The following is a 24,582-nucleotide window of genomic DNA, read 5'->3' as shown; positions in this document are numbered from 1 at the left end:
GGCACGGTGCTGTCCATGTCGGGTCCTGGATTCGACGTGTCCATCGGCGACATGACGCGAGCGCTGGCCTTCGGCCGGACGGTGGTGTTCCTGCCGCACGACGAGCACGTGACGGTGGAGTCGCTGCGCGAGACCTTGGTGGATCACGAGGTCGAGGTCGCGGAGATCGTGCCGGGCATGCTGTTGCGCGACCTGGCCGCTCACTGCCGGGAGGCCGGGCCGGTCAAGTCCCTGCGGCTGGTGATCTCGGGCACGGACATGTGGACGCACGACGCGTTGACCTCTGCGGTGGCCGACGTGGCACCGAACGCGGTGCCGGGCAACGTGTTCGGTGTGACCGAGGCGGCGATCGACTCGATCTTCCACCCGGTCGGCGAGGACCACCCTGCCGCGGTCGTGCCGATCGGCACGCCGCTGGCCGGTGCTCGTGCCGTGGTCGTGGACAGCAGGATGCGGCCGGCGCCGGTGGGTGTTCCCGGTGAGCTGCTGGTCGGTGGTTCCGGTGTGGCCCAGGGGTATGTCGGCCGACCCGACCTGACCTCCGAGCGGTTCGTTCCTGACGTGTTCGGTGGTTCCGGTGGCCGGTTGTACCGCACTGGTGACCGGGCTCGGTGGCGTGCGGACGGCAGGATCGAGTTCCTGGGTCGTGTCGACGAGCAGGTCAAGATTCGTGGCTATCGGGTCGAGCCCGGTGAGGTCGAGGTGGTCATCGGCGACCACCCGGATGTGCGTGATGTTGTTGTGGTGGCTCGTGATGGTGGGCCTCACGGCGGCAAGCGGCTCGTCGCGTACGTCGTGTCCGAGGGTGAGTTCAGCGGTTCGGTGTTGCGGTCGTGGCTGCGGGAACGGGTGCCGGACTACCTCGTGCCGTCGGTGTTCGTGGCGTTGGACCGGTTGCCGCTGACGCCGAACGGGAAGGTGGACCGCCGGGGCCTGCCCGAGCCGGAGCTGGAGGCGGTCGCCGAGACCTACGTCGCGCCCCGGACCGCTGTCGAGGAGACGCTCGCCGCGGTGTGGAGCGGTGTGCTCGGTGTCGAACGTCTTGGTGTGCACGACAACTTCTTCGAGCTGGGCGGCGACTCGATCCTGAGTCTGCAGATCGTGGCTCGTGTCCGTGCGGCCGGTCTGGGTGTGGACGTGGCGGACGTGTTCGCCCACCAGACCGTCGCCGAGCTCGCGCTCGCGGTGCGGGAGACGCCCGCGGTCTCGCTGGCGGAGCAGGGAGTCGTCACCGGGCCGGTGCCGTTGACGCCGATCCAGCGGTGGTTCCTGGCGCAGGACGTCCCTGAGCGTGACCACTGGAACTGGTCGGGCGTGTTCGAGTTGGCGCCGGGCACCGATCCGGTCCGGCTGAGCCAGGCGCTCGACGTCCTCATCGCGCACCACGACGCGCTGCGGATCCGGTTCGGGCAGGACGGCCAGCACAACGCGCCGGTCGAGGCCGGTGGGTTCCTGCGCGTCGTCGAGGGTGACGAGGCCGTGGTCGCGGAGATGACCGCCGCGCAGACGTCGTTGCGCCTGGCCGACGGCCCGCTGGTGGCCGCCGTGTTCTTCGACCGCGGTGATCAGCCCGCGTGGCTGGGTTTGACCGTGCACCACCTGGTGATGGACGGCGTCTCGTGGAACGTCCTGCTGGAGGATCTCGCCACCGCGTACCGCTCGGAGGCGTTGGGGCCCAAGACGACCTCGTTCCAGCAGTGGGCCGAGCACCTGCTGGAGCTGGAGACCGGCGGCGAGCGGGAGCACTGGGCGGCGGTGACGTCGGACGTGGTCGCGCTCCCCGCCGACGGCGACGGCCCGAACACCGAGGACTCCGGCGCCGTGGTGCGCACCTGGCTGGACGCGGACACGACCGCGGCGCTGTTCGGCGAGGCGCACAAGGCCTACCGCACGCAGGCCAACGACCTGCTGCTCGCCGCACTGGCGAACGTCCTCGGGGAATGGGCGGGCACCGATCACGTCACGGTCGACCTGGAGAGCCACGGCCGTGAGGGCCTGGACCTGTCGCGCACGGTCGGGTGGTTCACGTCGATCTTCCCCGTGCGGCTGAGCCGGTACGAGGGTGTCGGCGCGACGGTGAAGGCCGTCAAGGAACAGCTGCGGGCGGTGCCGCGCCTCGGTGTCGGTTACGGCGTGCTGAGGTGGGCTCAGAACGAGCTGGCCGATGCGCCGGATCGTCCGGTGTTGTTCAACTACTTGGGCGCGTTCGACGCGGTGGACTCGGCCGGGCTGATCCGCCGCGAGCTCGCCGCCGAGCTGGCCGGCCCGATGCAGGGACCGGGCGGGACGCGGGCCTACCCGTTGCAGCTCGAAGTGGTCCGCGCGGAGGACGGACGGCTGCGGATCGACTGGCTGCACAGCACCAACCTGCACCTCTCCGAGACCGTGGAACGGGTCGCCGCCCACTACGTCGAGGCGTTGCGCGCACTGGTGGCGCACTGCCAGACGGGTGTCACGGGCTTCACGCCTTCGGACTTCCCGCTGGCGTCGCTGACCCAGGCCGAGGTGGACGGGCTGGCGGAGCGTTATCCGCTGGTGGACGTGTACCGGTTGGCGCCGGTGCAGTCGGGCATGTTGTTCGGTGTCGTGGGTTCTCCCGTCGACGGGCTTTACTGGGGCCAGAGCGTCTACGACCTGGCCGGCCCGATCGACACCGGACGGCTGGCCGAGGCGTGGCGTCGGGTGATCTCCCGGCACGCCGCGTTGCGCAGCGGGTTCGTGTGGGAGGGCGTCGGCGAGCCGGTGCAGGTCGTGCTGGCCGATGTGGACGTTCCGCTCCAGGTGCGCGACTGGTCGGGTCTGGGCGGGGACGTCCAGCAGGCGCGGTTGCGGGAGTTGCTGGCCGAGGACCGTGCGCTGGGGTTCGACCTGGCGGCGCCGCCGTTGATGCGGCTGTACCTGGTCGATCGCGGTGAGGGCCGTCTGTGGCTGGTGTGGGGCCTGTACCAGGGTTTGTGCGACGGGTGGAGTCTGCCTGTCGTCATGGACGAGGTGCTGGCTGCCTACGACGGTGCGCCGCTGGCTCCGGTGCGGTCGTACCGGGAGTTCATCTCGTGGCTGGACGGGCGCGACCCGGACGAGTCGGAGTCGTTCTGGCGCAGGACGCTGGACGGGTTCGAGGCGCCCACGCCGTTGCCGGTGGACCGCTTGGCCACCAGCCATTACGCGCAGGACCGCCGCAAGACGACGCTGGACGAGCGCGTCACCGCCCAGCTGGTGGAGCTGGCGCGCAGGGAACGCGTGACGCTGTCGACCGTCGTGCAGGCCGCGTGGGCCAAGGTGTTGTCGGCGTCCTCCGGTGAGGACGACGTGCTGTTCGGGCTCACCGTGTCCGGCCGACCGGCTGACGTGGCCGGCGTGGAGTCGATCGTCGGCCTGTTCATCAACACGCTGCCCGTGCGGGCCGTCGTGCCCGCGGACGTGCCGTTCACGTCGTGGCTGCGCGAGCTGCAGGACAACCAGGTGGCGGTGCAGCGTTTCGAGTACACGCCGCTGGTGGACGTGCAGCGGTGGTCGGCTGTTCCGGGTGGCCGCGCGTTGTTCGACTCGATCGTGGTGTTCGGCAACTACCCCCATCGGGAACTGCCGGACGACCTCGCCGAGATCCCGGACGGGTACGCCTCCGTCGACTCGGTGGAGCAGGGCAACTACCCGCTGACCTTCGCGGTCGACCTGGAGCGCACGCTGCGCGTCGAGGCCGAGTTCTCCACGGCCGCTTTCGACGCCCTCACGGTCGAACGAGTCCTCGACCAGCTGGTGGTCGTGCTCACCGCCGTCGCGGAACGGCCTTCGCTGGCGGTCGCGGACGTGCCGTTGCAGCGGCCGGAGCAGGCCGCGGAACTGGTGGCGTGGGGCGAGACGCCCGTCCCGGCCACCGAGCCGTCCGTGCCCGAGCTGATCCACGGCTGGACGGACACCGACGCCGTCGCCGTGGTGTGCGGCGACGCACGGCTCACGTTCGCCGAGCTGGGTGTTCGGGCCGACGGCCTCGCCGTCCGGCTCCAGCGGGCCGGTGTGGCGGTGGAGTCCCCTGTTGCCGTGCTGGTGCCGCGCGGTGTCGAGCTGGCCGTCGCGTTCCAGGGCGTGTTGCGCTCGGGTGGCGTCTACCTGCCGATCAACCCGGGGCTTCCCGCCGAACGCCTCGCGTTCCTGCTGGCCGACGCCGGTGCGGCCGTGGCGGTCACGACCGCGGCGCTGGCGGCTGAGCTGGCCGGGTTCGCCGGCGAAGTCCTGCTGGTGGACGACGAGCCCGCAGACGCGGGCGAGCTCACCCAGGTCGACCCGAACTCCTTGGCGTACATCGCTTACACCTCGGGCTCCACGGGACGGCCCAAGGGTGTCGCGGTCACGCACGCCGCGCTGTCGTCCTACGTGGCAGGGTGGCGTGACGGGCTGGCCTCGCTGGGCGGACCCGGCCCGGTGTTGTCGATGTCGGGTCCCGGGTTCGACGTCTCGATCGGGGACATGACGCGGGCTTTGGCGTTCGGCCAGCGCGTGGTGTTCCTGCCGCACGACGAGCACGTGTCGGTGGAGTCGCTGCACGCGACGTTGGTGGAGCACCGGATCGAGGTCGCGGAGATCGTTCCCGGCATGCTCCTGCGGGATCTGGCGGCGCACTGCCGGGTCGCCGGTCCGGTCGAGTCGTTGCGCCTGGTGATCTCGGGTACGGACATGTGGACGCATGACGCGTTGACCGCTGCTGTGCGTGAGGTGGCGCCGAATGCTGTGCCGGGCAACGTGTTCGGTGTGACCGAGGCGGCGATCGACTCGATCTTCCACGCGGTCACGGAGGACCACCCGGCGGCCGTGGTGCCGATCGGCACACCGCTGGCCGGGGCCCGCGCGGTCGTCGTCGACTCCGCGCTGAGGCCTGTTCCCGTCGGTGTTCCGGGTGAGCTGCTGGTCGGTGGCGCCGGTGTGGCGCGCGGCTACCTGGGACGTCCCGATCTGACCTCGGCGCGGTTCGTGCCGGACGTGTTCGGCGCGGCCGGTGAGCGGTTGTACCGCACCGGTGACCGGGCTCGGTGGCGTGCGGACGGGACGATCGAGTTCCTGGGTCGTGTCGACGAGCAGGTGAAGATCCGCGGCTATCGCGTCGAACCGGGCGAGGTCGAGGTTGTTATCGGCGACCACCCGGACGTGCGTGATGTCGTTGTGGTGGCTCGTGACGGTGGCCCTCATGGCGGTAAGCGCCTGGTGGCCTACGTGGTCGCGGAGGGCGAGTTCAGCGGTTCGGTGCTGCGGTCGTGGTTGCGCGAGCGGGTACCGGATTATCTTGTGCCGTCGGTGTTCGTGGCGTTGGACAGGTTGCCGCTGACGCCGAACGGGAAGGTGGACCGGCGCGGTCTGCCCGATCCCGAGCCCGAGATGACGGGCGAGGCCTACGTCGCGCCCCGGACCGCCGCCGAGGAGACCCTCGCCGCAGTGTGGAGCGGGGTGCTCGGTGTTGAGCGCGTTGGTGTGCACGACAACTTCTTCGAGCTGGGTGGCGACTCGATCCTGAGTCTGCAGATCGTGGCCCGCGTGCGCGCCGCCGGGCTGGGTGTGGACGTGGCGGACGTGTTCGCTCACCAGACGGTCGCCGCGCTGGCCGCCGTCGTGCGGGACACCCCGGCGGTGACCCTGGCCGAGCAGGGCGTCGTCACCGGGCCCGTCCCGTTCACGCCGATCCAGCGGTGGTTCCTGGCACAGGACATCCCGGACCGGGACCACTGGAACTGGTCGGGCATGTTCGAGCTGGCACCGGGCACCGATCCGGAACGGCTCGGGCGGGCGCTCGACGTCCTGGTCGCGCACCACGACGCGCTGCGCCTCCGGTTCACGCCGGAAAGCCAGCACCAGGTGCCGGTCGGCGGCGGCGGGTTGCTGCGGGTGGTGCAGGGCGACGAGGCCGTGGTCGCGGAGATGACCGCCGCGCAGACGTCGTTGCGCCTGGCCGACGGCCCGCTGGTGGCCGCCGTGTTCTTCGACCGTGGCGATGAGCCCGCGTGGCTGGGTTTGACCGTGCACCACCTGGTGATGGACGGCGTGTCGTGGAACGTCCTGCTGGAAGACCTCGACGCTGTCCACGCGGGCCAGGAACTCGGGCCCAAGACGACGTCGTTCCAGCAGTGGGCCGAGGTGCTGCGGGACCTGGACGCCCAGGACGAACGTGAGCTCTGGCTGGGTCAGACAGCTGATGTCGTGGCGCTGCCGCAGGACCAGGAGGGCCCCAACACCGAGATCTCGGCCGGTGTCGTCCGGTCGTGGCTGGACGCCGGCACCACCGCCGCGCTGCTGGGCGACGCCCACCGCGCCTACCGCACCCAGGCCAACGACCTGCTGCTGGCCGCTCTCGCCCAGGCGCTGGGGGAGTGGACGGGCACCGGGCACGTCACGGTGGACCTGGAGAGCCACGGCCGCGAGGCGGTGGCGGACGGCGTGGACCTGTCGCGCACCGTCGGGTACTTCACGTCGATCTTCCCGGTGCGGCTCACGCACGAGAGCGATCCGGCGACGGCGATCAAGGCCGTCAAGGAGGAGCTGCGGTCGGTTCCGCGCCGCGGTGTCGGTTATGGCGCGTTGCGCTGGCTGCACGGTGATCTGGCCGACGTGCCGGACCGTCCGGTGTTGTTCAACTACCTCGGCGCGTTCGACGCCGTCGACTCGCTCGGGCTGATCAGGCGGGAACTGCCCGCCGAGCTGGCCGGCCCGAGCGAGGGACCGGGCGGGACGCGTTCGCACGTCCTGCAGATCGAGGCAGAACAGGACGCGGAGGGACGCCTGCAGGTCGACTGGCACTTCAGCCACAACCTGCACGACAGGGCCACCGTCGAACGAGTCGCCGCGCGCTACGTCGAGGCGTTGCGCGCGCTGGTGGCGCACTGCCGGTCGGGCGCCTCGGGCTTCACGCCGTCGGACTTCCCGCTGGCATCGCTGACCCAGCCCGAGGTGGACGGGCTGGCGGAGCGTTACCCGCTGGTGGACGTGCATCGACTGGCGCCGGTGCAGTCGGGCATGTTGTTCGGTGTCGCGGGTTCTCCTGTCGACGGCCTCTACTGGGGCCAGGGGGTCTACGACCTGGCCGGTCCGCTGGACGCCGACCGGTTGGCCGAGGCTTGGCGTCAGGTGATCTCCCGGCATGCCGCGTTGCGCAGCGGGTTCGTGTGGGAGGGCGTCAGCGAACCGGTGCAGGTCGTGCTGGCCGATGTCGACGTCCCGCTCGAACGGCGGGACTGGTCTCGTCTCGACGACGTGGAGCAGCAGGAGCACTTGCGGGTGCTGCTCGACGAGGACCGCGCGCTGGGCTTCGACCTCGCCGCGCCGCCGCTGACCCGCCTGTACCTGGTGGATCGCGGCGAAGACCGGTTCTGGCTGGTGTGGGGCCTGTACCAGGGGCTGTGCGACGGGTGGAGCCTGCCCGTCGTGGTGGACGAGGTGTCCGCGCTCTACCAGGGCCGGGCGCTGGAGCCCGTGCGGTCGTACCGGGACTTCATCGCGTGGCTGGGCCGGCGTGACCCGGCCGAGTCCGAAGGGTTCTGGCGCGAGTACCTGGGCGGCTTCGAGGCCCCCACGGCACTTCCGGTCGATCGGCCGGCCGCGAGCCACTACGACCAGGACCGGCGTCGCCTGCGCCTGGACGAGACCGTCACGGCCGGGCTGGTGGAGTTGGCACGGCGTGAGCGCGTGACGCTGTCGACCGTCGTGCAGGCGGCGTGGGCACTGCTGCTGTCGACGTACTCGGGTGACGACGACGTGGTCTTCGGCCTGACCGTCTCCGGCCGTCCGGCCGACCTGGCCGGGGTCGAGTCGATGGTCGGGTTGTTCATCAACACGCTGCCCGTGCGGGCCGTGGTGCCGGCGGACACGACGTTCGCCGCGTGGCTGCCGCGGTTGCAGGACAACCAGGTCGCGCTGCAACGGTTCGAGTACACGCCGCTGGTGGACGTGCAGCGGTGGTCGCCTGTTCCAGGTGGCCGCGCGTTGTTCGACTCGATCGTGGTGTTCGGCAACTACCCGCAGGAGGAGCTGCCGGAGGACCTGGGCGGGGTGCAGGCCGCCGACTCGGTGGAGCAGGGCAACTACCCGCTGACCTTCGCCGTCGACCTGGAGCGCACGCTGCGCGTCGAGGCGGAGTTCTCGACGGCCGCGTTCGACGCGGTCACGGTCGAGCGGATCCTCGACCAGCTCGCCGTCGTGCTGACCGCGGTGGCGGAGCAGCCGGACCTGGTCGTCCGGGACGTGCCGGTGCAGCGCCCCGAACAGGCCGCCGAGCTGGTGGCGTGGGGCGCGACCCCCGTGCCCTCCGCCGAACCGCCGGTGCCGGACCTGATCGCCGGGCGCGTCTCGTCCGAGGTCGCCGTGGTGTGCGGCGACGAGCAGCTGACGTTCGCCGAGCTGAACGCCCGAGCCGACGCGCTCGCGCTGCGTCTGCGCCGGGCCGGTGTGACGGTCGGGTCTCCGGTCGCCGTGCTGGTGCCGCGTGGTCTTGACCTGGCCGTCGCGTTCCAGGGCGTGTTGCGCTCCGGCGGCGTGTACGTGCCGATCAACCCGGGGCTTCCCGCCGAACGGCTCGCGTTCCTGCTGGCCGACGCCGGTGTGATCGCGGCCGTCACGACATCGGCTTTGGACGGGTTCGCCGGAGAAGTACTGCTGGTGGACGACGTGTCCGCGGTCGCAGGTGAGCTCACACCGGTCGACCCGAACTCCCTGGCGTACATCGCTTACACGTCCGGTTCGACGGGCCGCCCGAAGGGTGTGGCGGTGACGCACGCCGCGTTGTCGTCGTACGTGGCCGGGTGGCGTGACGGGCTGCGCACGCTGGGCGGTCCGGGCACCGTGTTGTCGATGTCAGGTCCTGGGTTCGACGTGTCGATCGGGGACATGACGCGTGCCCTGGCGTTCGGCCAACGTGTGGTGTTCTTGCCGCACGACGAGCACGTGACGGTGGAGTCGTTGCACCGCACCCTGGTCGACCACGACGTCGAGGTCGCGGAGATTGTGCCCGGCATGTTGTTGCGCGACTTGGCGGCGCACTGCCGGACGGCCGGGCCGGTGGAGAGCCTTCGGCTGGTGATCTCGGGTACGGACATGTGGACGCATGACGCGTTGACTGGCGCCGTGCGGGAGGTGGCGCCGAACGCGGTGCCGGGCAACGTGTTCGGTGTGACCGAGGCGGCGATCGACTCGATCTTCCACCCGGTCGGCGAGGACCACCCTGCCGCTGTGGTGCCGATCGGTACGCCTTTGGCCGGTGCTCGGGCCTTCGTGGTGGACGGGTCGTTGCGGCCGGCGCCGGTGGGTGTTCCGGGTGAGCTTTTGGTCGGTGGTTCCGGTGTGGCCCAGGGGTATGTGGGCCGTCCTGACCTGACAGCCGAGCGGTTCATCCCCGATCTGTTCACGGGCTCTGGTGAGCGGCTGTACCGCACTGGTGACCGCGCGCGGTGGCGTGCGGACGGCAGGATCGAGTTCCTGGGTCGTGTCGACGAGCAGGTGAAGATCCGCGGTTACCGGGTCGAGCCTGGTGAGGTGGAGGTCGTCATCGGCGACCACCCCGACGTGCGTGATGTCGTTGTGGTGGCACGGGACGGTGGCCCTCATGGCGGTAAGCGCCTGGTGGCCTACGTGGTTGCGGAGGGTGAGTTCAGCGGTTCGGCTCTGCGGTCGTGGTTGCGCGAGCGGGTGCCGGACTACCTGGTGCCGTCGGTGTTCGTCGCGTTGGACCGCCTTCCCCTGACGCCGAACGGGAAGGTGGACCGTCGCGGTCTGCCCGACCCGGAGCCGGAGACGACGGGCGAGGCCTACGTCGCGCCCCGGACCGCCGCCGAGGAGACCCTCGCCGAGGTGTGGAGCGGTGTGCTGGGCGTCGACCGTGTCGGCGTGCAGGACAACTTCTTCGAGCTGGGTGGCGACTCGATCCTGAGCCTGCAGATCGTGGCCCGGATTCGTGCCGCTGGGCTGGGTGTGGACGTGGCGGACGTGTTCGCCCACCAGACGATCGCCGAACTCGCCCTCGCCGTGCGTGACGCTCCTGCGGAGTCGTCGGCAGAGCAGGGCGTCGTCACGGGTCCGATCCCGTTCACACCGATCCAGCACTGGTTCCTCGCCCAGGACGTCCCGAACCGGGACCACTGGAACTGGTCGGGGATGTTCGAGCTGGCGCCGGGCACCGATCCGGAACGGCTCGGGCGGGCATTCGACGTCCTGGTCGCTCATCACGACGCGCTGCGCATCCGGTTCACGCCCGAGGGCCAGCACAACGCCGGTCTCGAAGCCTCCGAGGTTCTCCGTGTCGTTGCCGTGGACGACGTCACCGCGGAGATGACGGCGGCGCAGAAGTCGTTGCGGCTGGCCGATGGTCCGCTTCTGGCCGCTGTCTTCTTCGATCGCGGTGATCAGCCCGCGTGGCTGGGTTTGACGGTGCACCACCTGGTGATGGACGGGGTGTCGTGGAACGTCCTGCTGGAGGACCTGGACACCGCCTACCAGGGCGGTTCGCTCGCGCCGAAGACGACCTCGTTCCAGGCGTGGGCCGAGCAGCTCCAGACCATCGACGCCGTGGAGGAACGCGACCACTGGGCCGCCACGACGGCGGACGTCGCCGTCGTCCCGGTGGACGGGCAAGGACCGAACTCCGAGGCGTCCGCAGCGGTCGTGCAGTCGTGGCTGGATGCCGAGACGACGGCGGCGCTGCTCGGTGACGCGCACAAGGCCTATCGCACGCAGGGCAACGACCTGTTGCTGGCCGCTCTTGCCCAAGCCGTGGGTGAGTGGGCCGGTAGTGATCACGTGACGATCGACCTGGAGAGCCATGGTCGTGAGGGTGCGGACCTGTCGCGCACGGTGGGGTGGTTCACCTCGATCTTCCCGGTCCGGTTGAGCCGTCACGACGAACCCGGTGCGGCGATCAAGGCCGTGAAGGAGGAGCTGCGGTCGGTTCCGCGCCGCGGTGTCGGCTACGGCGCCTTGCGCTGGTTGCACGGTGAATTGGCCGATGTGCCGGACCGTCCGGTGTTGTTCAACTACCTCGGGGCGCACGACGCCGCCGACTCGGAGGGGCTGATCCGCCGGGAACTGCCCGTTGACCTGGCTGGGCCTGCTGAGGGCGAGGGCGGGACGCGCTCGCACTTGTTGCAGCTCGAGGTGCAGCAGACCGCCGATGGGCGGCTGTCGATCGAGTGGTTCCACTCCCGTGCTGTGCACGACACCGCCACCGTCGAACGGGTTGCCGCCCGGTACGTCGAGGCCTTGCGCGGACTGGTCGCGCACTGCAGGTCCGCCAGTGGGTTCACGCCTTCGGACTTCCCGCTGGCCGCGCTGACCCAGCCTGAGGTCGACCTGCTGGCGGAGCGCTATCCGCTGGCGGACGTGTACCGGTTGGCACCGGTGCAGTCCGGCATGTTGTTCGGTGTCGTGGGCTCTCCCGTCGATGGCCTCTACTGGGCGCAGAACGTTTACGAGCTGGCCGGGCCGATCGACGCCGAGTGGCTGGCGGCGGCGTGGCGTGAAGTGGTCGGCCGGCACGCGCCGTTGCGGAGCGGGTTCGTGTGGGAGGGCGTCGGCGAGCCGGTGCAGGTCGTGCTGGCCGGGGTCGACGTGCCGTTGACGAACCACGACTGGTCGGGTCTCGACGAGGCCGCACAACAGGTTCGGCTCCAGGAACTCCTGGACCACGACCGCGCGCTCGGGTTCGATCTCGCTCACCCGCCGCTCATCCGGCTCTACCTCGTCGACCGGGGCAACGGGCGGAACTGGTTGGTGTGGGGCCTGTACCAGGGTCTGTGCGACGGGTGGAGTCTGCCTGTTGTCATGGACGAGGTGTCGGCTGCCTACCAGCGGCAGGTGTTGCCGCCGGTGCGTCCGTACCGCGACTACATCGCGTGGCTGGGTCAGCGTGATTCCGCTGCCACGGAGGGGTTCTGGCGCACGTACTTGGAAGGCTTCGAGGCGCCGACCGCGTTGCCGGTGGACCGCCTGGCCGCGAGCCACTACGCGCAGGACCGCCGTCGCACACAGCTCAGCGAGGCCGTCACGGCCGGGCTGGTGGAGTTGGCGCGACGCGAACGCGTGACGTTGTCGACGGTCGTGCAGGCGGCGTGGGCCAAGGTGTTGTCCGCGTCGTCGGGCGAGGACGACGTGGTGTTCGGCCTGACCGTGTCGGGTCGTCCGGCGGATCTGGCCGGCGTGGAGTCGATGGTCGGGTTGTTCATCAACACGCTGCCGGTGCGGGCCTCGGTGCCCATCGACACGTCGTTCGCCGCGTGGTTGCCCGCGTTGCGGGACAACCAGGTCGCGCTGCAACGGTTCGAGCACACGCCGTTGGTGGACGTGCAGCGCTGGTCGGCGGTGCCGCACGGCCGTGCGTTGTTCGACAGCATCGTGGTGTTCGGCAACTTCCCCCAGGAGGAGCTGCCGGAGGACCTGGGCGGGGTGCAGGCCACCGAGTCGGTGGAGCAGGGCAACTACCCGCTCACCTTCGCGGTCGACCTGGAAGCCACGCTCAAGATCGAGGCCGAGTTCTCCACGGCCGCCTTCGACGCCGCCACCGTCGAGCGGATCCTCGACCAGCTCGTGGTCGTGCTCACCGTTGTCGCGGAACAGCCGGAGCTCGCGGTCGGCGACGTGCCGTTGCAGCGGCCCGAGCAGGCGGCGGAGCTGGTGGCGTGGGGGAGGACGCCGGAACCGGCGACCGAACGGCCGGTGCCCGACCTCGTCGGCGGCTGGGCTCACACGACGCCGGACACCGTGGCGGTGGTGTGTGGCGAGGAGAGCCTCACGTTCGCAGAGTTGGGCGCTCGGGCTGACGCGCTGGCAGCCCGGCTTCGGGGAGCCGGCGTGGCGGTGGGGTCGCCGGTGGCGGTCGTGGTGCCGCGCGGAATCGAGCTGGCGGTGGCGTTCCAGGGCGTGCTGCGCTCGGGTGGCGTGTACGTGCCGATCAATCCTGGGCTTCCGGCGGAACGGCTGGCGTTCCTGTTGGCCGACGCCGGTGTGGTCGCCGCTGTCACGACCTCGGCCTTGGACGGTTTCACCGGAGAAGTGCTGCGGGTGGACGACGTGTCCGCCGAACCTGGTGAACCGCTTGCCCCGGTCGACCCGAACGCCCTGGCGTACATCGCCTACACGTCGGGCTCGACGGGCCGCCCCAAGGGCGTGGCTGTGACCCATGCCGCGTTGTCGTCCTACGTGGCGGGATGGCGTGCCGGACTCGCCGCTCTGGGCGGTCCGGGCGCGGTGTTGTCGATGTCGGGTCCCGGTTTCGACGTGTCGATCGGGGACATGACCCGTGCCTTGGCGTTCGGCCAGCGCGTGGTGTTCTTGCCGCACGACGAGCACGTGATGGTGGAGTCGTTGCACCGCACCCTGGTCGACCACGACGTCGAGATCGCGGAGATCGTTCCGGGCATGCTGCTGCGCGATCTGGCGGCGCACTGCCGGACGGCCGGTCCCGTCGACAGTCTGCGGCTGGTGATCTCCGGTACGGACATGTGGACGCATGACGCGTTGACTGCTGCTGTGCGTGAGGTGGCGCCGAACGCGGTGCCGGGCAACGTGTTCGGTGTGACCGAGGCGGCGATCGACTCGATCTTCCACCCGGTGGGTGAGGACCGTTCCGCCGCCGTGGTGCCGATCGGCAGGCCTTTGGCGGGTGCTCAGGCGTACGTGGTGGACGGGTCGTTGCGGCCGGTTCCGGTGGGTGTGCCGGGTGAGTTGCTGGTCGGTGGTTCCGGTGTGGCCCAGGGGTATGTGGGGCGCCCGGACCTGACGGCGGAGCGGTTCGTGCCCGGCGTGGGCGGTCAGCGTTTGTACCGCACCGGTGACCGGGCTCGGTGGCGTGCCGACGGGACGATCGAGTTCCTGGGTCGTGTCGACGAGCAGGTCAAGATCCGCGGTTACCGAGTGGAGCCCGGTGAGGTCGAGGTGGTCATCGGTGACCACCCGGATGTGCGTGATGTTGTTGTGGTGGCTCGTGATGGTGGGCCTCACGGCGGCAAGCGGCTCGTCGCGTACGTCGTGTCCGAGGGTGAGTTCAGCGGTTCGGTCCTGCGGGCGTGGCTGCGGGAGCGGGTGCCGGACTACCTCGTGCCATCGGTGTTCGTCGCGCTGGACCGGTTGCCGCTGACGCCGAACGGCAAGGTCGACCGGCGAGGACTGCCCGATCCCGAGCCCGAGACGTCCGGCGTGGCGTACGTCGCGCCGAGGACCGCCGCCGAAGAAGTTCTGGCGGCCGTCTGGGCGCAGGTGCTCGGTGCGGAACGTGTCGGCGTGCACGACAACTTCTTCGAACTCGGCGGGGACTCGATCCTGAGCCTGCAGATCGTGGCGCGCACCCGTGCCGCTGGCCTGGGTGTCGACGTGGCGGACGTGTTCGCTCACCAGACCGTCGGCGAACTCGCTCTCGTGGTGCGTGATGCCCCGGCGGTGACCCTGGCCGAGCAGGGTGTCGTCACCGGGCCCGTCCCGTTCACGCCGATCCAGCGGTGGTTCCTGGCACAGGACATCCCGGACCGGGACCACTGGAACTGGTCGGGCATGTTCGAGCTGGCACCCGGCACCGAACCTGGTCGCCTCGCGTCGGCGTTGGACGCGGTGCTGGCGCACCACGACGCGTTGCGCATCCGGTTCACCCCGGACGGCCAGTACAACGCGCCGCTGGAGACCGGGGTTCTGCGTGTGGTCGAGGGCGACGAGGACGTGGTCGCGGAGATGACCGCGGCGCAGACGTCGTTGCGGCTGGCCGATGGTCCGCTGGTGGCCGCCGTGTTCTTCGACCGTGGCGACGAGCCTGCGTGGCTGGGTTTGACCGTGCACCACCTGGTGATGGACGGGGTGTCGTGGAACATCCTGCTGGAGGACCTCGACCTCGCTTACCGGGGCGGTGCGCTGGCACCGAAGACGACGTCGTTCAAGGCGTGGGCCGACCAGCTCCAGACCATCGACGCCGCCGGCGAACGCGAGCACTGGATTGCGACCACCGCGGACGTGGTCGCGCTTCCGGCGGACGGCGACGGCCCCAACACGGACGCGTCCGAGGCGATCGTGCAGTCGTGGCTGGATGCCGAGACGACGGCGACTCTGCTCGGTGACGCGCACAGGGCGTATCGGACGCAGGGCAACGACCTGTTGCTGACGGCTCTCGCCCAGGCTTTGGGCGAGTGGGCCGGTAGTGATCACGTGACGATCGACCTGGAGAGCCACGGCCGTGAAGGCGCTGACCTGTCGCGCACGGTCGGCTGGTTCACCTCGATCTTCCCGGCGCGGTTGAGCCGACACGACGAACCTGACGCGGCGATCAAGGCGGTCAAGGAGGAGTTGCGCGCTGTGCCGCGTCTCGGCGTGGGCTACGGCGCGTTGCAACTGGTCGATGTGCCAGAGCGTCCGGTGTTGTTCAACTACCTCGGCGCGTACGACGGCAACGACGACCCGGCGGGGCTGATCCGCCGTGAGCTGGACGCCGATCTGGCCGGTCCGAGCGAGGGCGAGGGCGGGACGCGCTCGCACCTGTTGCAGCTCGAGGTGCAGCAGACCGCTGACGGCCGGTTGTCGATCGAGTGGTTCCACTCCAGTGCTGTGCACGACACCGCCACCGTCGAACGGGTCGCGGCCAGGTACGTCGAGGCGTTGCGCGAGTTGGTCGCGCATTGCCGGTCGGCCGGTGGCTTCACGCCGTCGGACTTCCCGCTGGCGTCGCTGACGCAGGCCGAGGTGGACGGGCTGGCGGAGCGTTATCCGCTGGTGGACGTGTACCGGTTGGCGCCGGTGCAGTCGGGCATGTTGTTCGGTGTCGTGGGCTCTCCTGTCGACGGGCTTTACTGGGGACAGAGCGTCTACGACCTCGCGGGCCCGATCGACGTGGAGCGGTTCGAGGCGGCGTGGCGTGCGGTGATCGCGCGGCACGCGTCCCTGCGGAGCGGCTTCGTGTGGGAGGGCGTGGCGGAGCCGGTTCAGGTGGTGCTCGGCGACGTCGAGGTGCCGCTGACGGTCCACGACTGGTCGGGTCTCGACGACGCCGCACAACAGCAGAAGCTTCAGGAGCTGCTCGCCGACGACCGTGCGCTCGGCTTCGACCTGGCCCGGCCGCCGCTGATGCGGCTCTACGCCGTGGACAGGGGCAACGGGCAGTACTGGCTCGTCTGGGGGCTGTACCAGGGTCTGTGCGACGGGTGGAGCCTGCCCGTCGTGATGGACGAGGTGTCCGCCGCCTACCAGGGTGGCGCGCTCGAACCGGTCCGGCCCTACCGGGACTTCATCGCGTGGCTCGACGGGCGCGACCCGTCCGCGCCGCAAGCCTTCTGGCGCGAGTACCTGGCCGGGTTCGAGGCGCCGACCCCGCTGCCCGCCGATCGGCTGGCCGCGAGCCACTACGCCCAGGACCGCCGTCGCACGCACCTGGACGAGGGTGTGACCGCCGAACTGGTGGCGCTGGCACGACGCGAACGCGTCACGTTGTCGACGGTCGTGCAGGCCGCGTGGGCCAAGGTGTTGTCGGCGTCCTCCGGCGAGGACGACGTGGTGTTCGGCCTGACCGTCTCCGGTCGTCCGGCGGATCTGGCCGGCGTGGAGTCGATGGTCGGCCTGTTCATCAACACGTTGCCGGTCCGGACGGTCGTGCCCGCGGACGTGCCGTTCACCTCGTGGCTGCACGACCTGCGGGACAACCAGGTTGCTCTGCAACGGTTCGAGTTCACGCCGTTGGTGGACGTGCAGCGGTGGTCTGCCGTGCCGCACGGCCGCGCGTTGTTCGACTCCATCGTGGTGTTCGGCAACTACCCGCAGGAGGAGCTGCCGGAGGACCTGGGCGAGGACTGGTTGCAGGCCACCGAGTCCGTGGAGCAGGGCAACTACCCGCTCACGTTCGCGGTCGACCTGGAGGCCACGCTCAAGATCGAGGCGGAGTTCTCGACGGCCGCGTTCGACGCGGTCACGGTCGAGCGGATCCTCGACCAGCTGGTGGTCGTGCTGACCGCGGTGGCGCAGCGGCCGGGACTGCGGGTGCGGGACGTTCCGCTGCACCGCCCTGACCAGGCCGCCGAGATCACCGCGTGGGGCAGCACGGCCACGCCGGTGGCCGAACGGCCGGTGCCGGACCTGATCGCCGCACAGGCCCCTTCCGGGGTCGCCGTGGTCTGCGGCGGCGAACGGCTCACGTTCGCGGAGCTGGGTGTCCGGGCGGACGCGCTGGCTGCCCGGCTCCAGCGGGCCGGTGTGACCGTGGAGTCGCCGGTCGCCGTGCTCGTGCCGCGCGGGATCGACCTCGCGGTGGCCTTCCAGGGCGTGCTGCGCAGTGGTGGCGTCTACGTGCCGATCAACCCTGGGCTTCCTGCCGAACGGCTCGCTTTCCTGCTTGCCGACGTCAGTGCCGTTGTCGCGGTCACGACCGCGGCTCTGGCCGGTGAGCTGGCCGGCTTCACCGGCGAGGTGCTGGTGCTGGACGACGAGTCGCCGGCCCCGGACGCCGTGCCGGTGCGCATCGATCCCGGTGCGTTGGCGTACGTCGCCTACACCTCCGGGTCGACGGGGCGGCCCAAGGGCGTGGCGGTGTCCCACGGCGCGCTTTCGTCGTACGTGGCGGGATGGCGCGACGGGCTCGCCGAACTGGGAGGGCCCGGCACCGTGTTGTCGATGTCAGGTCCCGGATTCGACGTCTCCATCGGGGACATGACGCGGGCACTGGCGTTCGGTCAGACGGTGGTGTTCCTGCCGCACGACGAACACGTGTCGGTCGAGTCGTTGCACCACACGCTGCGCACGCACGACGTCGAGGTCGCCGAGATCGTTCCGGGCATGCTGCTGCGCGATCTGGCGGCGCACTGCCGGACGGTCGGTCCCGTCGACAGTCTGCGGCTGGTGATCTCCGGCACCGACATGTGGACGCATGACGCGTTGACCGCTGCTGTGCGTGAGGTGGCGCCGAACGCGGTGCCGGGCAACGTGTTCGGTGTGACCGAGGCGGCGATCGACTCGATCTTCCACCCGGTCGGTGAGGACGATTCTGCCGCTGTGGTGCCGATCGGCACGCCGTTGGCGGGTGCCGAGGCTTTCGTGGTGGACGGGTCGTTGCGGCCGGTCCCGGTCGGGGTGCCGGGTGAGTTGCTGGTCGGCGGTCCGGGTGTGGCCCGGGGGTACGTCGGTCGGCCTGACCTGACGGCCGAGCGGTTCATCCCCGACGTGTTCACTGGCTCTGGCGGGCGGTTGTACCGCACTGGTGACCGGGCTCGGTGGCGTGCGGACGGCAGGATCGAGTTCCTGGGCCGGGTGGACGAGCAGGTCAAGATTCGTGGCTACCGGGTCGAACCCGGTGAGGTCGAGGTCGTCATCGGCGACCACCCCGACGTGCGTGATGTCGTTGTGGTGGCTCGTGATGGCGGTCCGCACGGCGGCAAGCGCTTGGTCGCGTACGTCGTGGCGGAGAGTGAGTTCAGCGGTTCGGTGTTGCGGGCGTGGTTGCGGGAGCGGGTGCCGGACTACCTTGTGCCATCGGTGTTCGTCACGCTGGACCGGTTGCCGCTGACGCCTAACGGCAAGGTCGACCGGCGAGGACTGCCCGACCCGGAGCCCGAGTCGGCCGGTGAGCAGTACGTCGCGCCCCGGACCGCTGTCGAGGAGACCCTCGCCGCGGTGTGGAGCGGTGTGCTGGGCGTCGAACGCGTGGGCGTGCACGACAACTTCTTCGAGCTGGGCGGCGACTCGATCCTGAGTCTGCAGATCGTGGCGCGCACCCGTGCCGCCGGACTCGGCATCGACGTGGCGGACGTGTTCGCGCATCAGTCGGTGGCGGAGCTGGCGTCAGCAGTGCGTGACGCCCCGGCGGAGTCGCCGGCCGAGCAGGGTGTGGTGACCGGGCCTGTTCCGTTCACACCGATCCAGCGGTGGTTCCTGGCGCAGGACATCCCGGACCGGGACCACTGGAACTGGTCGGGCATGTTCGAGCTGGCACCGGGCACCGATCCTGCAAGGCTCGGGCGGGCGCTCGACGTCCTCGTCGCGCACCACGACGCACTGCGGATCCGGTTCACCCCGGACACCCAGTTCAACGCGCCGGTCGACGGCGGCGGGTCGTTGCGGGTGGTCGACGGTGACGAGGCCGTGGTCGCGGAGATGACCGTGGCGCAGAAGTCGTTGCGGCTGGCCGATGGTCCGCTTCTGGCCGCTGTCTTCTTCGATCGCGGTGATCAGCCCGCGTGGCTGGGTTTGACGGTGCACCACCTGGTGATGGACGGGGTGTCGTGGAACGTCCTGCTGGAAGACCTCGACATCGCCTACCAGGGCGGATCACTGGCGCCGAAGACGACCTCGTTCCAGCAGTGGGCGTTGCAGCTGCAGGAGGACGACCCGAGCGGTGAACGCGAGCACTGGCTGGCGGCGACCGCGGACGTGGTCGAGCTCCCCGCCGACGGCGACGGCCCGAACGTCGACGCGTCCGAGGCGATCGTGCAGTCGTGGCTCGATGCCGAGACGACGGCGGCACTGCTCGGCGATGCCCACAGGGCGTACCGCACGCAGGGCAACGACCTGCTGCTGACCGCCCTCGCCCAGACGCTGGGCGAATGGTCCGGCAGCGATCACGTGACGATCGACCTGGAGAGCCACGGCCGTGAAGGCGCGGATCTGTCGCGCACGGTGGGGTGGTTCACGTCGATCTTCCCCGTGCGACTCACGAACCACGGCGCTCCGTCGGCCGCGATCAAGGCGGTCAAGGAAGAACTCCGTGCGGTGCCGCGTCGTGGTGTCGGCTACGGCGTGTTGCGCTGGCTGCGGGACGAACTGGCCGGTGCTCCGGATCGGCCGGTGTTGTTCAACTACCTCGGTGCGCACGACGGCAACGACGACTCGGCCGGGTTGATCCGTCGTGAGCTGGACGGCGATCTCGCCGGCCCGAGCGAAGGTGAAGGTGGGAATCGGTCGCACTTGTTGCAGCTCGAAGTGCAGCAGACCGCCGACGGGCGTCTGTCGATCGAGTGGTTCCACTCCCGTGCTGTGCACGACACCGCCACCGTCGAACGCGTCGCGGCCCGGTACGTCGAGGCCTTGCGGGAACTGGTCGCGCACTGCCGGTCGGCCGTCGGTGGGTTCACTCCGTCGGACTTCCCGCTGGCCACCCTCACCCAGGACGAGGTCGACGGGCTCACCGGACGTCATCCGTCGCTTGTGGACGTTCATCGGCTCGCGCCGGTGCAGTCGGGCATGTTGTTCGGTGTCGTCGGCGCTCCGGACGAGGGGGACGGCCTGTACTGGGGTCAGGGCGTCTACGACCTGGCCGGTCCGATCGACCCCGAACGGCTGGCCGGTGCCTGGCACCAGGTGATCTCCCGGCACGCCGCGCTGCGCAGCGGGTTCGTCTGGGAGGGTGTCAGCGAGCCGGTGCAGATCGTGCTGGCCGGGGTCGACGTCCCGTTGACCACCCACGACTGGTCGGGGTTCGACGAGGCGGCACAACAGCTGCGGCTGCAGGAGTTGCTGGCGGACGACCGTGCCCTCGGCTTCGACCTCGCCCGGCCGCCGTTGACGCGCCTGTACCTCGTCGACCGGGGCAATGGGCGGAACTGGCTCGTCTGGGGCCTGTACCAGGGTTTGTGCGACGGGTGGAGTCTGCCTGTCGTGATGGACGAGGTGTCGGCGGCCTACCAGCGGCAGGTGTTGCCGCCGGTGCGTCCGTACCGCGACTACATCGCGTGGCTGGGGCAGCGTGATTCCGCTGCCACGGAAGGCTTCTGGCGCACGTACCTGGACGGTTTCGAGGCCCCGACGGCTCTGCCGGTGGACCGCCTGGCCGCGAGCCACTACGCGCAGGACCGCCGGCGCACGCACCTCGAGGAGAACGTCACCGCCGGGCTGGTCGAGCTGGCCCGGCGCGAGCGCGTCACGTTGTCGACGGTCGTGCAGGCGGCGTGGGCGAAGGTCCTGTCCGCGAGCTCGGGCGAGGACGACGTGGTGTTCGGCCTGACCGTGTCGGGTCGTCCGGCCGATCTGGCCGGGGTCGAGTCGATGGTCGGCCTGTTCATCAACACGCTGCCCGTGCGGGCCGAGGTCCCCGGCAGGACGCCGTTCTCCGCCTGGCTGCACGAGCTGCGGGACAACCAGGTCGCGCTGCAGCGGTTCGAGTTCACCCCGCTGGTCGACGTCCAGCGCTGGTCCGCGGTGCCACACGGCCGCGGCCTGTTCGACAGCATCGTGGTGTTCGGCAACTACCCGCAGGAGGAAGCACCCGCCGACAGCGGCGAGGAGTGGGCCGACGCGGTCGAGTCGGTCGAGCAGGGCAACTACCCGCTCACGTTCGCGGTCGACCTGGAGGCCACGCTCAAGATCGAGGCTGAGTTCTCCACGGCCGCCTTCGACGCCGCCACCGTCGAGCGGATCCTCGACCAGCTCGTCGTCGTCCTCACCGCCGTCGCCCGCGAGCCGGACCTGGCCGTCGCCGACCTGCCGTTGCAGCGTCCGGAGCAGGCCGCGCGGCTCGTGGCGCAGGGCGAGACCCCGGCGCCGATCACCGAACTGCCGGTGCCCGAGCTGGTCCACAGCTGGGCACGCTCCGGCGCCGTGGCCGCGAAGTGCGGCGACGAGCGCCTGACGTTCGCCGAACTGGACGCCCGCTCCGCCGGACTGGCGGAACGGCTCCGGCGCGCCGGCGTGACGGCGGAGTCGCCGGTGGCGGTGCTGGTGCCGCGCGGGATCGACCTGGCGGTCGCCTTCCAGGGCGTGCTGCGCAGCGGCGGTGCGTACGTGCCGGTCAACCCCGGCCTGCCCGAGGAACGTCTCGGGTTCCTGCTCGCGGACGCGGGTGCGGTCGCGGCGGTCACCACCGCGGACCTCGCGGGCGAGCTGGCCGGGTTCGCCGGTGAGGTGCTCGTGCTGGACGACGCGGTGCTCGACCACCTGCCGGTGCGGATCGACCCGGATGCGGTGGCGTACATCGCCTACACGTCGGGGTCGACCGGACGGCCCAAGGGAGTGGCCGTGACCCATCGCGCACTCTCGTCGTACGTGGCGGGATGGCGTGCCGGGCTCGCCGATCTCGGCGGTCCGGGTGCCGTGTTGTCGATGTCGGGTCCCGGTTTCGACGTGTCGATCGGGGACATGACCCGCGCGCTGGCGTTCGGTCAGACGGTGGTGTTCCTGCCGCACGACGAACACGTGTCCGTGGAGTCGTTGCACAGCACGCTTTCCGGTGACGGTGTGGCGATCGCCGAGATCGTCCCGGGCATGCTCCTGCGCGACCTCGCGGCGCACTGCCGGACGGCCGGTCCCGTCGACAGCCTGCGGCTGGTGATCTCCGGCACCGACATGTGGACGCACGACGCGCTCACCACCGCCGTCGCCGAGGTGGCGCCGAACGCGGTGCCGGGCAACGTGTTCGGTGTGACCGAGGCGGCGATCGACTCGATCTTCCACCCGGTCGGCGACGACCACCCGCAGGCCGTGGTGCCCATCGGCACCCCGCTGGCCGGTGCCCGCGCCGTCATCGTCGACGACGCGATGCGGCCGGCCCCCGTCGGTGTCCCCGGTGAGCTGCTGGTCGGCGGTCCGGGTGTGGCGCGTGGCTACGTGAACCGGCCTGACCTGACCGCGGAACGGTTCGTGCCGGACGTGTTCGGCGAGGCCGGCGGCCGGTTGTACCGCACCGGTGACCGGGCTCGGTGGCGTGCGGACGGGACGATCGAGTTCCTGGGTCGTGTCGACGAACAGGTCAAGATCCGCGGCTATCGCGTCGAGCCGGGCGAGGTCGAGGTCGTCATCGGCGACCACCCTGACGTGCGTGATGTCGTTGTGGTAGCAAGGGATGGCGGACCGCACGGCGGCAAGCGCCTCGTCGCGTACGTCGTCGCGGAAGGCGAGTTCAGCTCGAAGGAGCTCCGGACCTGGCTGCGCGAGCGCGTCCCGGACTACCTCGTCCCGTCGGTGTTCGTGGCGCTGGACCGGTTGCCGCTCACGCCGAACGGCAAGGTCGACCGCAAGGGTCTGCCCGACCCGGAGCCGGAGACGACGGCCGAGGTCTTCGAGGCACCCCGGACGTCCGTGGAGGACGTGCTGGCCGAGGTGTGGTCGCAGGTGCTGGGCCTCGAACGCGTTGGTGTGCACGACAACTTCTTCGAGCTGGGCGGCGACTCGATCCTGAGCCTGCAGATCGTGGCGCGCGCCCGTGCGGCCGGTCTGGGTGTGGACGTGGCGGACGTGTTCGCCCACCAGACCATCGCCGAGCTGGCCCCTGTCGTGCGGGACACCCCCACTGCCATGCTGGCGGAGCAGGGTGTCGTCACCGGTCCCGTTCCCCTCACGCCGATCCAGCACTGGTTCGTCGAGCAGGACGTCCCGGACCGCGATCACTGGAACTGGTCCGGCGTGTACGAACTGGCCTCCGGCACCGATCCGGAGAGGCTCGCGCGGGCGCTCGACGCCGTCATCGCCCACCACGACGCCTTGCGCATCCGGTTCCGCCAGGAGGGCGACACCTGGGTGCAGGACAACGACGGTGAGCTGACGCAGGTCCTGCGCGTCGTCACCGCCGGGGACGACGCCGAGGTCGTCGCGCACATGACCGAGGCGCAGACGTCGTTGAGCCTGGCGGACGGCCCGCTCGTGGCCGCGCTCTACTTCGACCGCGGCGCGGATCCGGCCTGGCTGGGGCTCACCGCGCACCACCTCGTCGTGGACGGCGTGTCGTGGAACGTCCTGCTGGAGGACCTCGACACCGCCTACCAGGGCGGACCGCTCGGGCCGAAGACGACGTCGTACCAGCAGTGGGCCGAGGTGCTGCGCGCCGACGACCCGGACGCCGAACGCGCCCACTGGGCCGCGCAGACGGAACGGGTCATGACGGTGCCCGTCGACGGCCGCGGTGCCAACACCGAGGCGTCGGCCGACACCGTCCGCACCTGGCTCGACGCGAAGTCCACCGAGGTGCTGCTCGGCGAGGCCCACAAGGCCTACCGCACGCAGATCAACGACCTGCTGCTGGCCGCGCTCGTCCGGACGCTGGGCGAGTGGGCGGGCACCGGCGACGTGACGATCGACCTCGAGAGCCACGGCCGCGAGGCGATCGCCGACGGGGTCGACCTGTCCCGCACCGTCGGCTGGTTCACGTCGATCTTCCCGGTGCGCCTGCGCCACCAGCGGTTCGGCGACACCGGTGAGCTGATCAAGACGGTCAAGGAACAGCTGCGCACCGTGCCGCGCCGCGGTGTCGGCTACGGAATCCTCCGCTATCTGGAACGCGACGACAATGTTGTCGAAGCGCCCGCGCGGCCTGTTTTGTTCAACTATCTTGGAGCGTTCGACGCTGCGGGCGACGACGCGGTCGGCCTGATTCGTGAAGAACTTTCAGCCGACCTGTGCGGACCGACGGAGAACGAACAGGGGAACCGTTCGCACCTGCTGCACATCGAAGCGGAGCAAACGTCGGACGGCCGGCTCCTGGTCGAGTGGTATTTCAGCACCAACGTGCACAGGGAGGCGACCGTGCAACGGCTCGCGACCCGCTACGTGACCGTGCTGAAGGAGCTGGTCGAGCACTGCCAGTCGGGAGCCGGCGGCGTGACTCCGTCCGACTTCCCGCTGGCCAACATCGATCAAGCCAGTCTCGCCGCCGTGCTCAAGCAGATGGGAGGGTGA

1 protein-coding gene (only partly in view) is annotated in these 24,582 nt (G+C 70.3%); it reads left to right on the top strand.

What is annotated here, in order from left to right; all coding sequences use genetic code 11:
- Window positions 1-24,582 carry the 3' portion of a non-ribosomal peptide synthase/polyketide synthase gene (locus ORI60_RS01995; RefSeq protein WP_266033300.1) on the top strand. 6,318 nt of this gene lie to the left of the window's left edge, so 24,582 of the gene's 30,900 nt are visible here — the last part of the coding sequence; its start codon lies off the left edge, out of view; the stop codon is at window positions 24,580-24,582.

Origin of the sequence: Lentzea sp. NEAU-D7 (assembly GCF_026242055.1) — a bacterium.
Taxonomy (GTDB): domain Bacteria; phylum Actinomycetota; class Actinomycetes; order Mycobacteriales; family Pseudonocardiaceae; genus Lentzea.
This window is presented reverse-complemented; position numbering and strand designations above follow the sequence as displayed.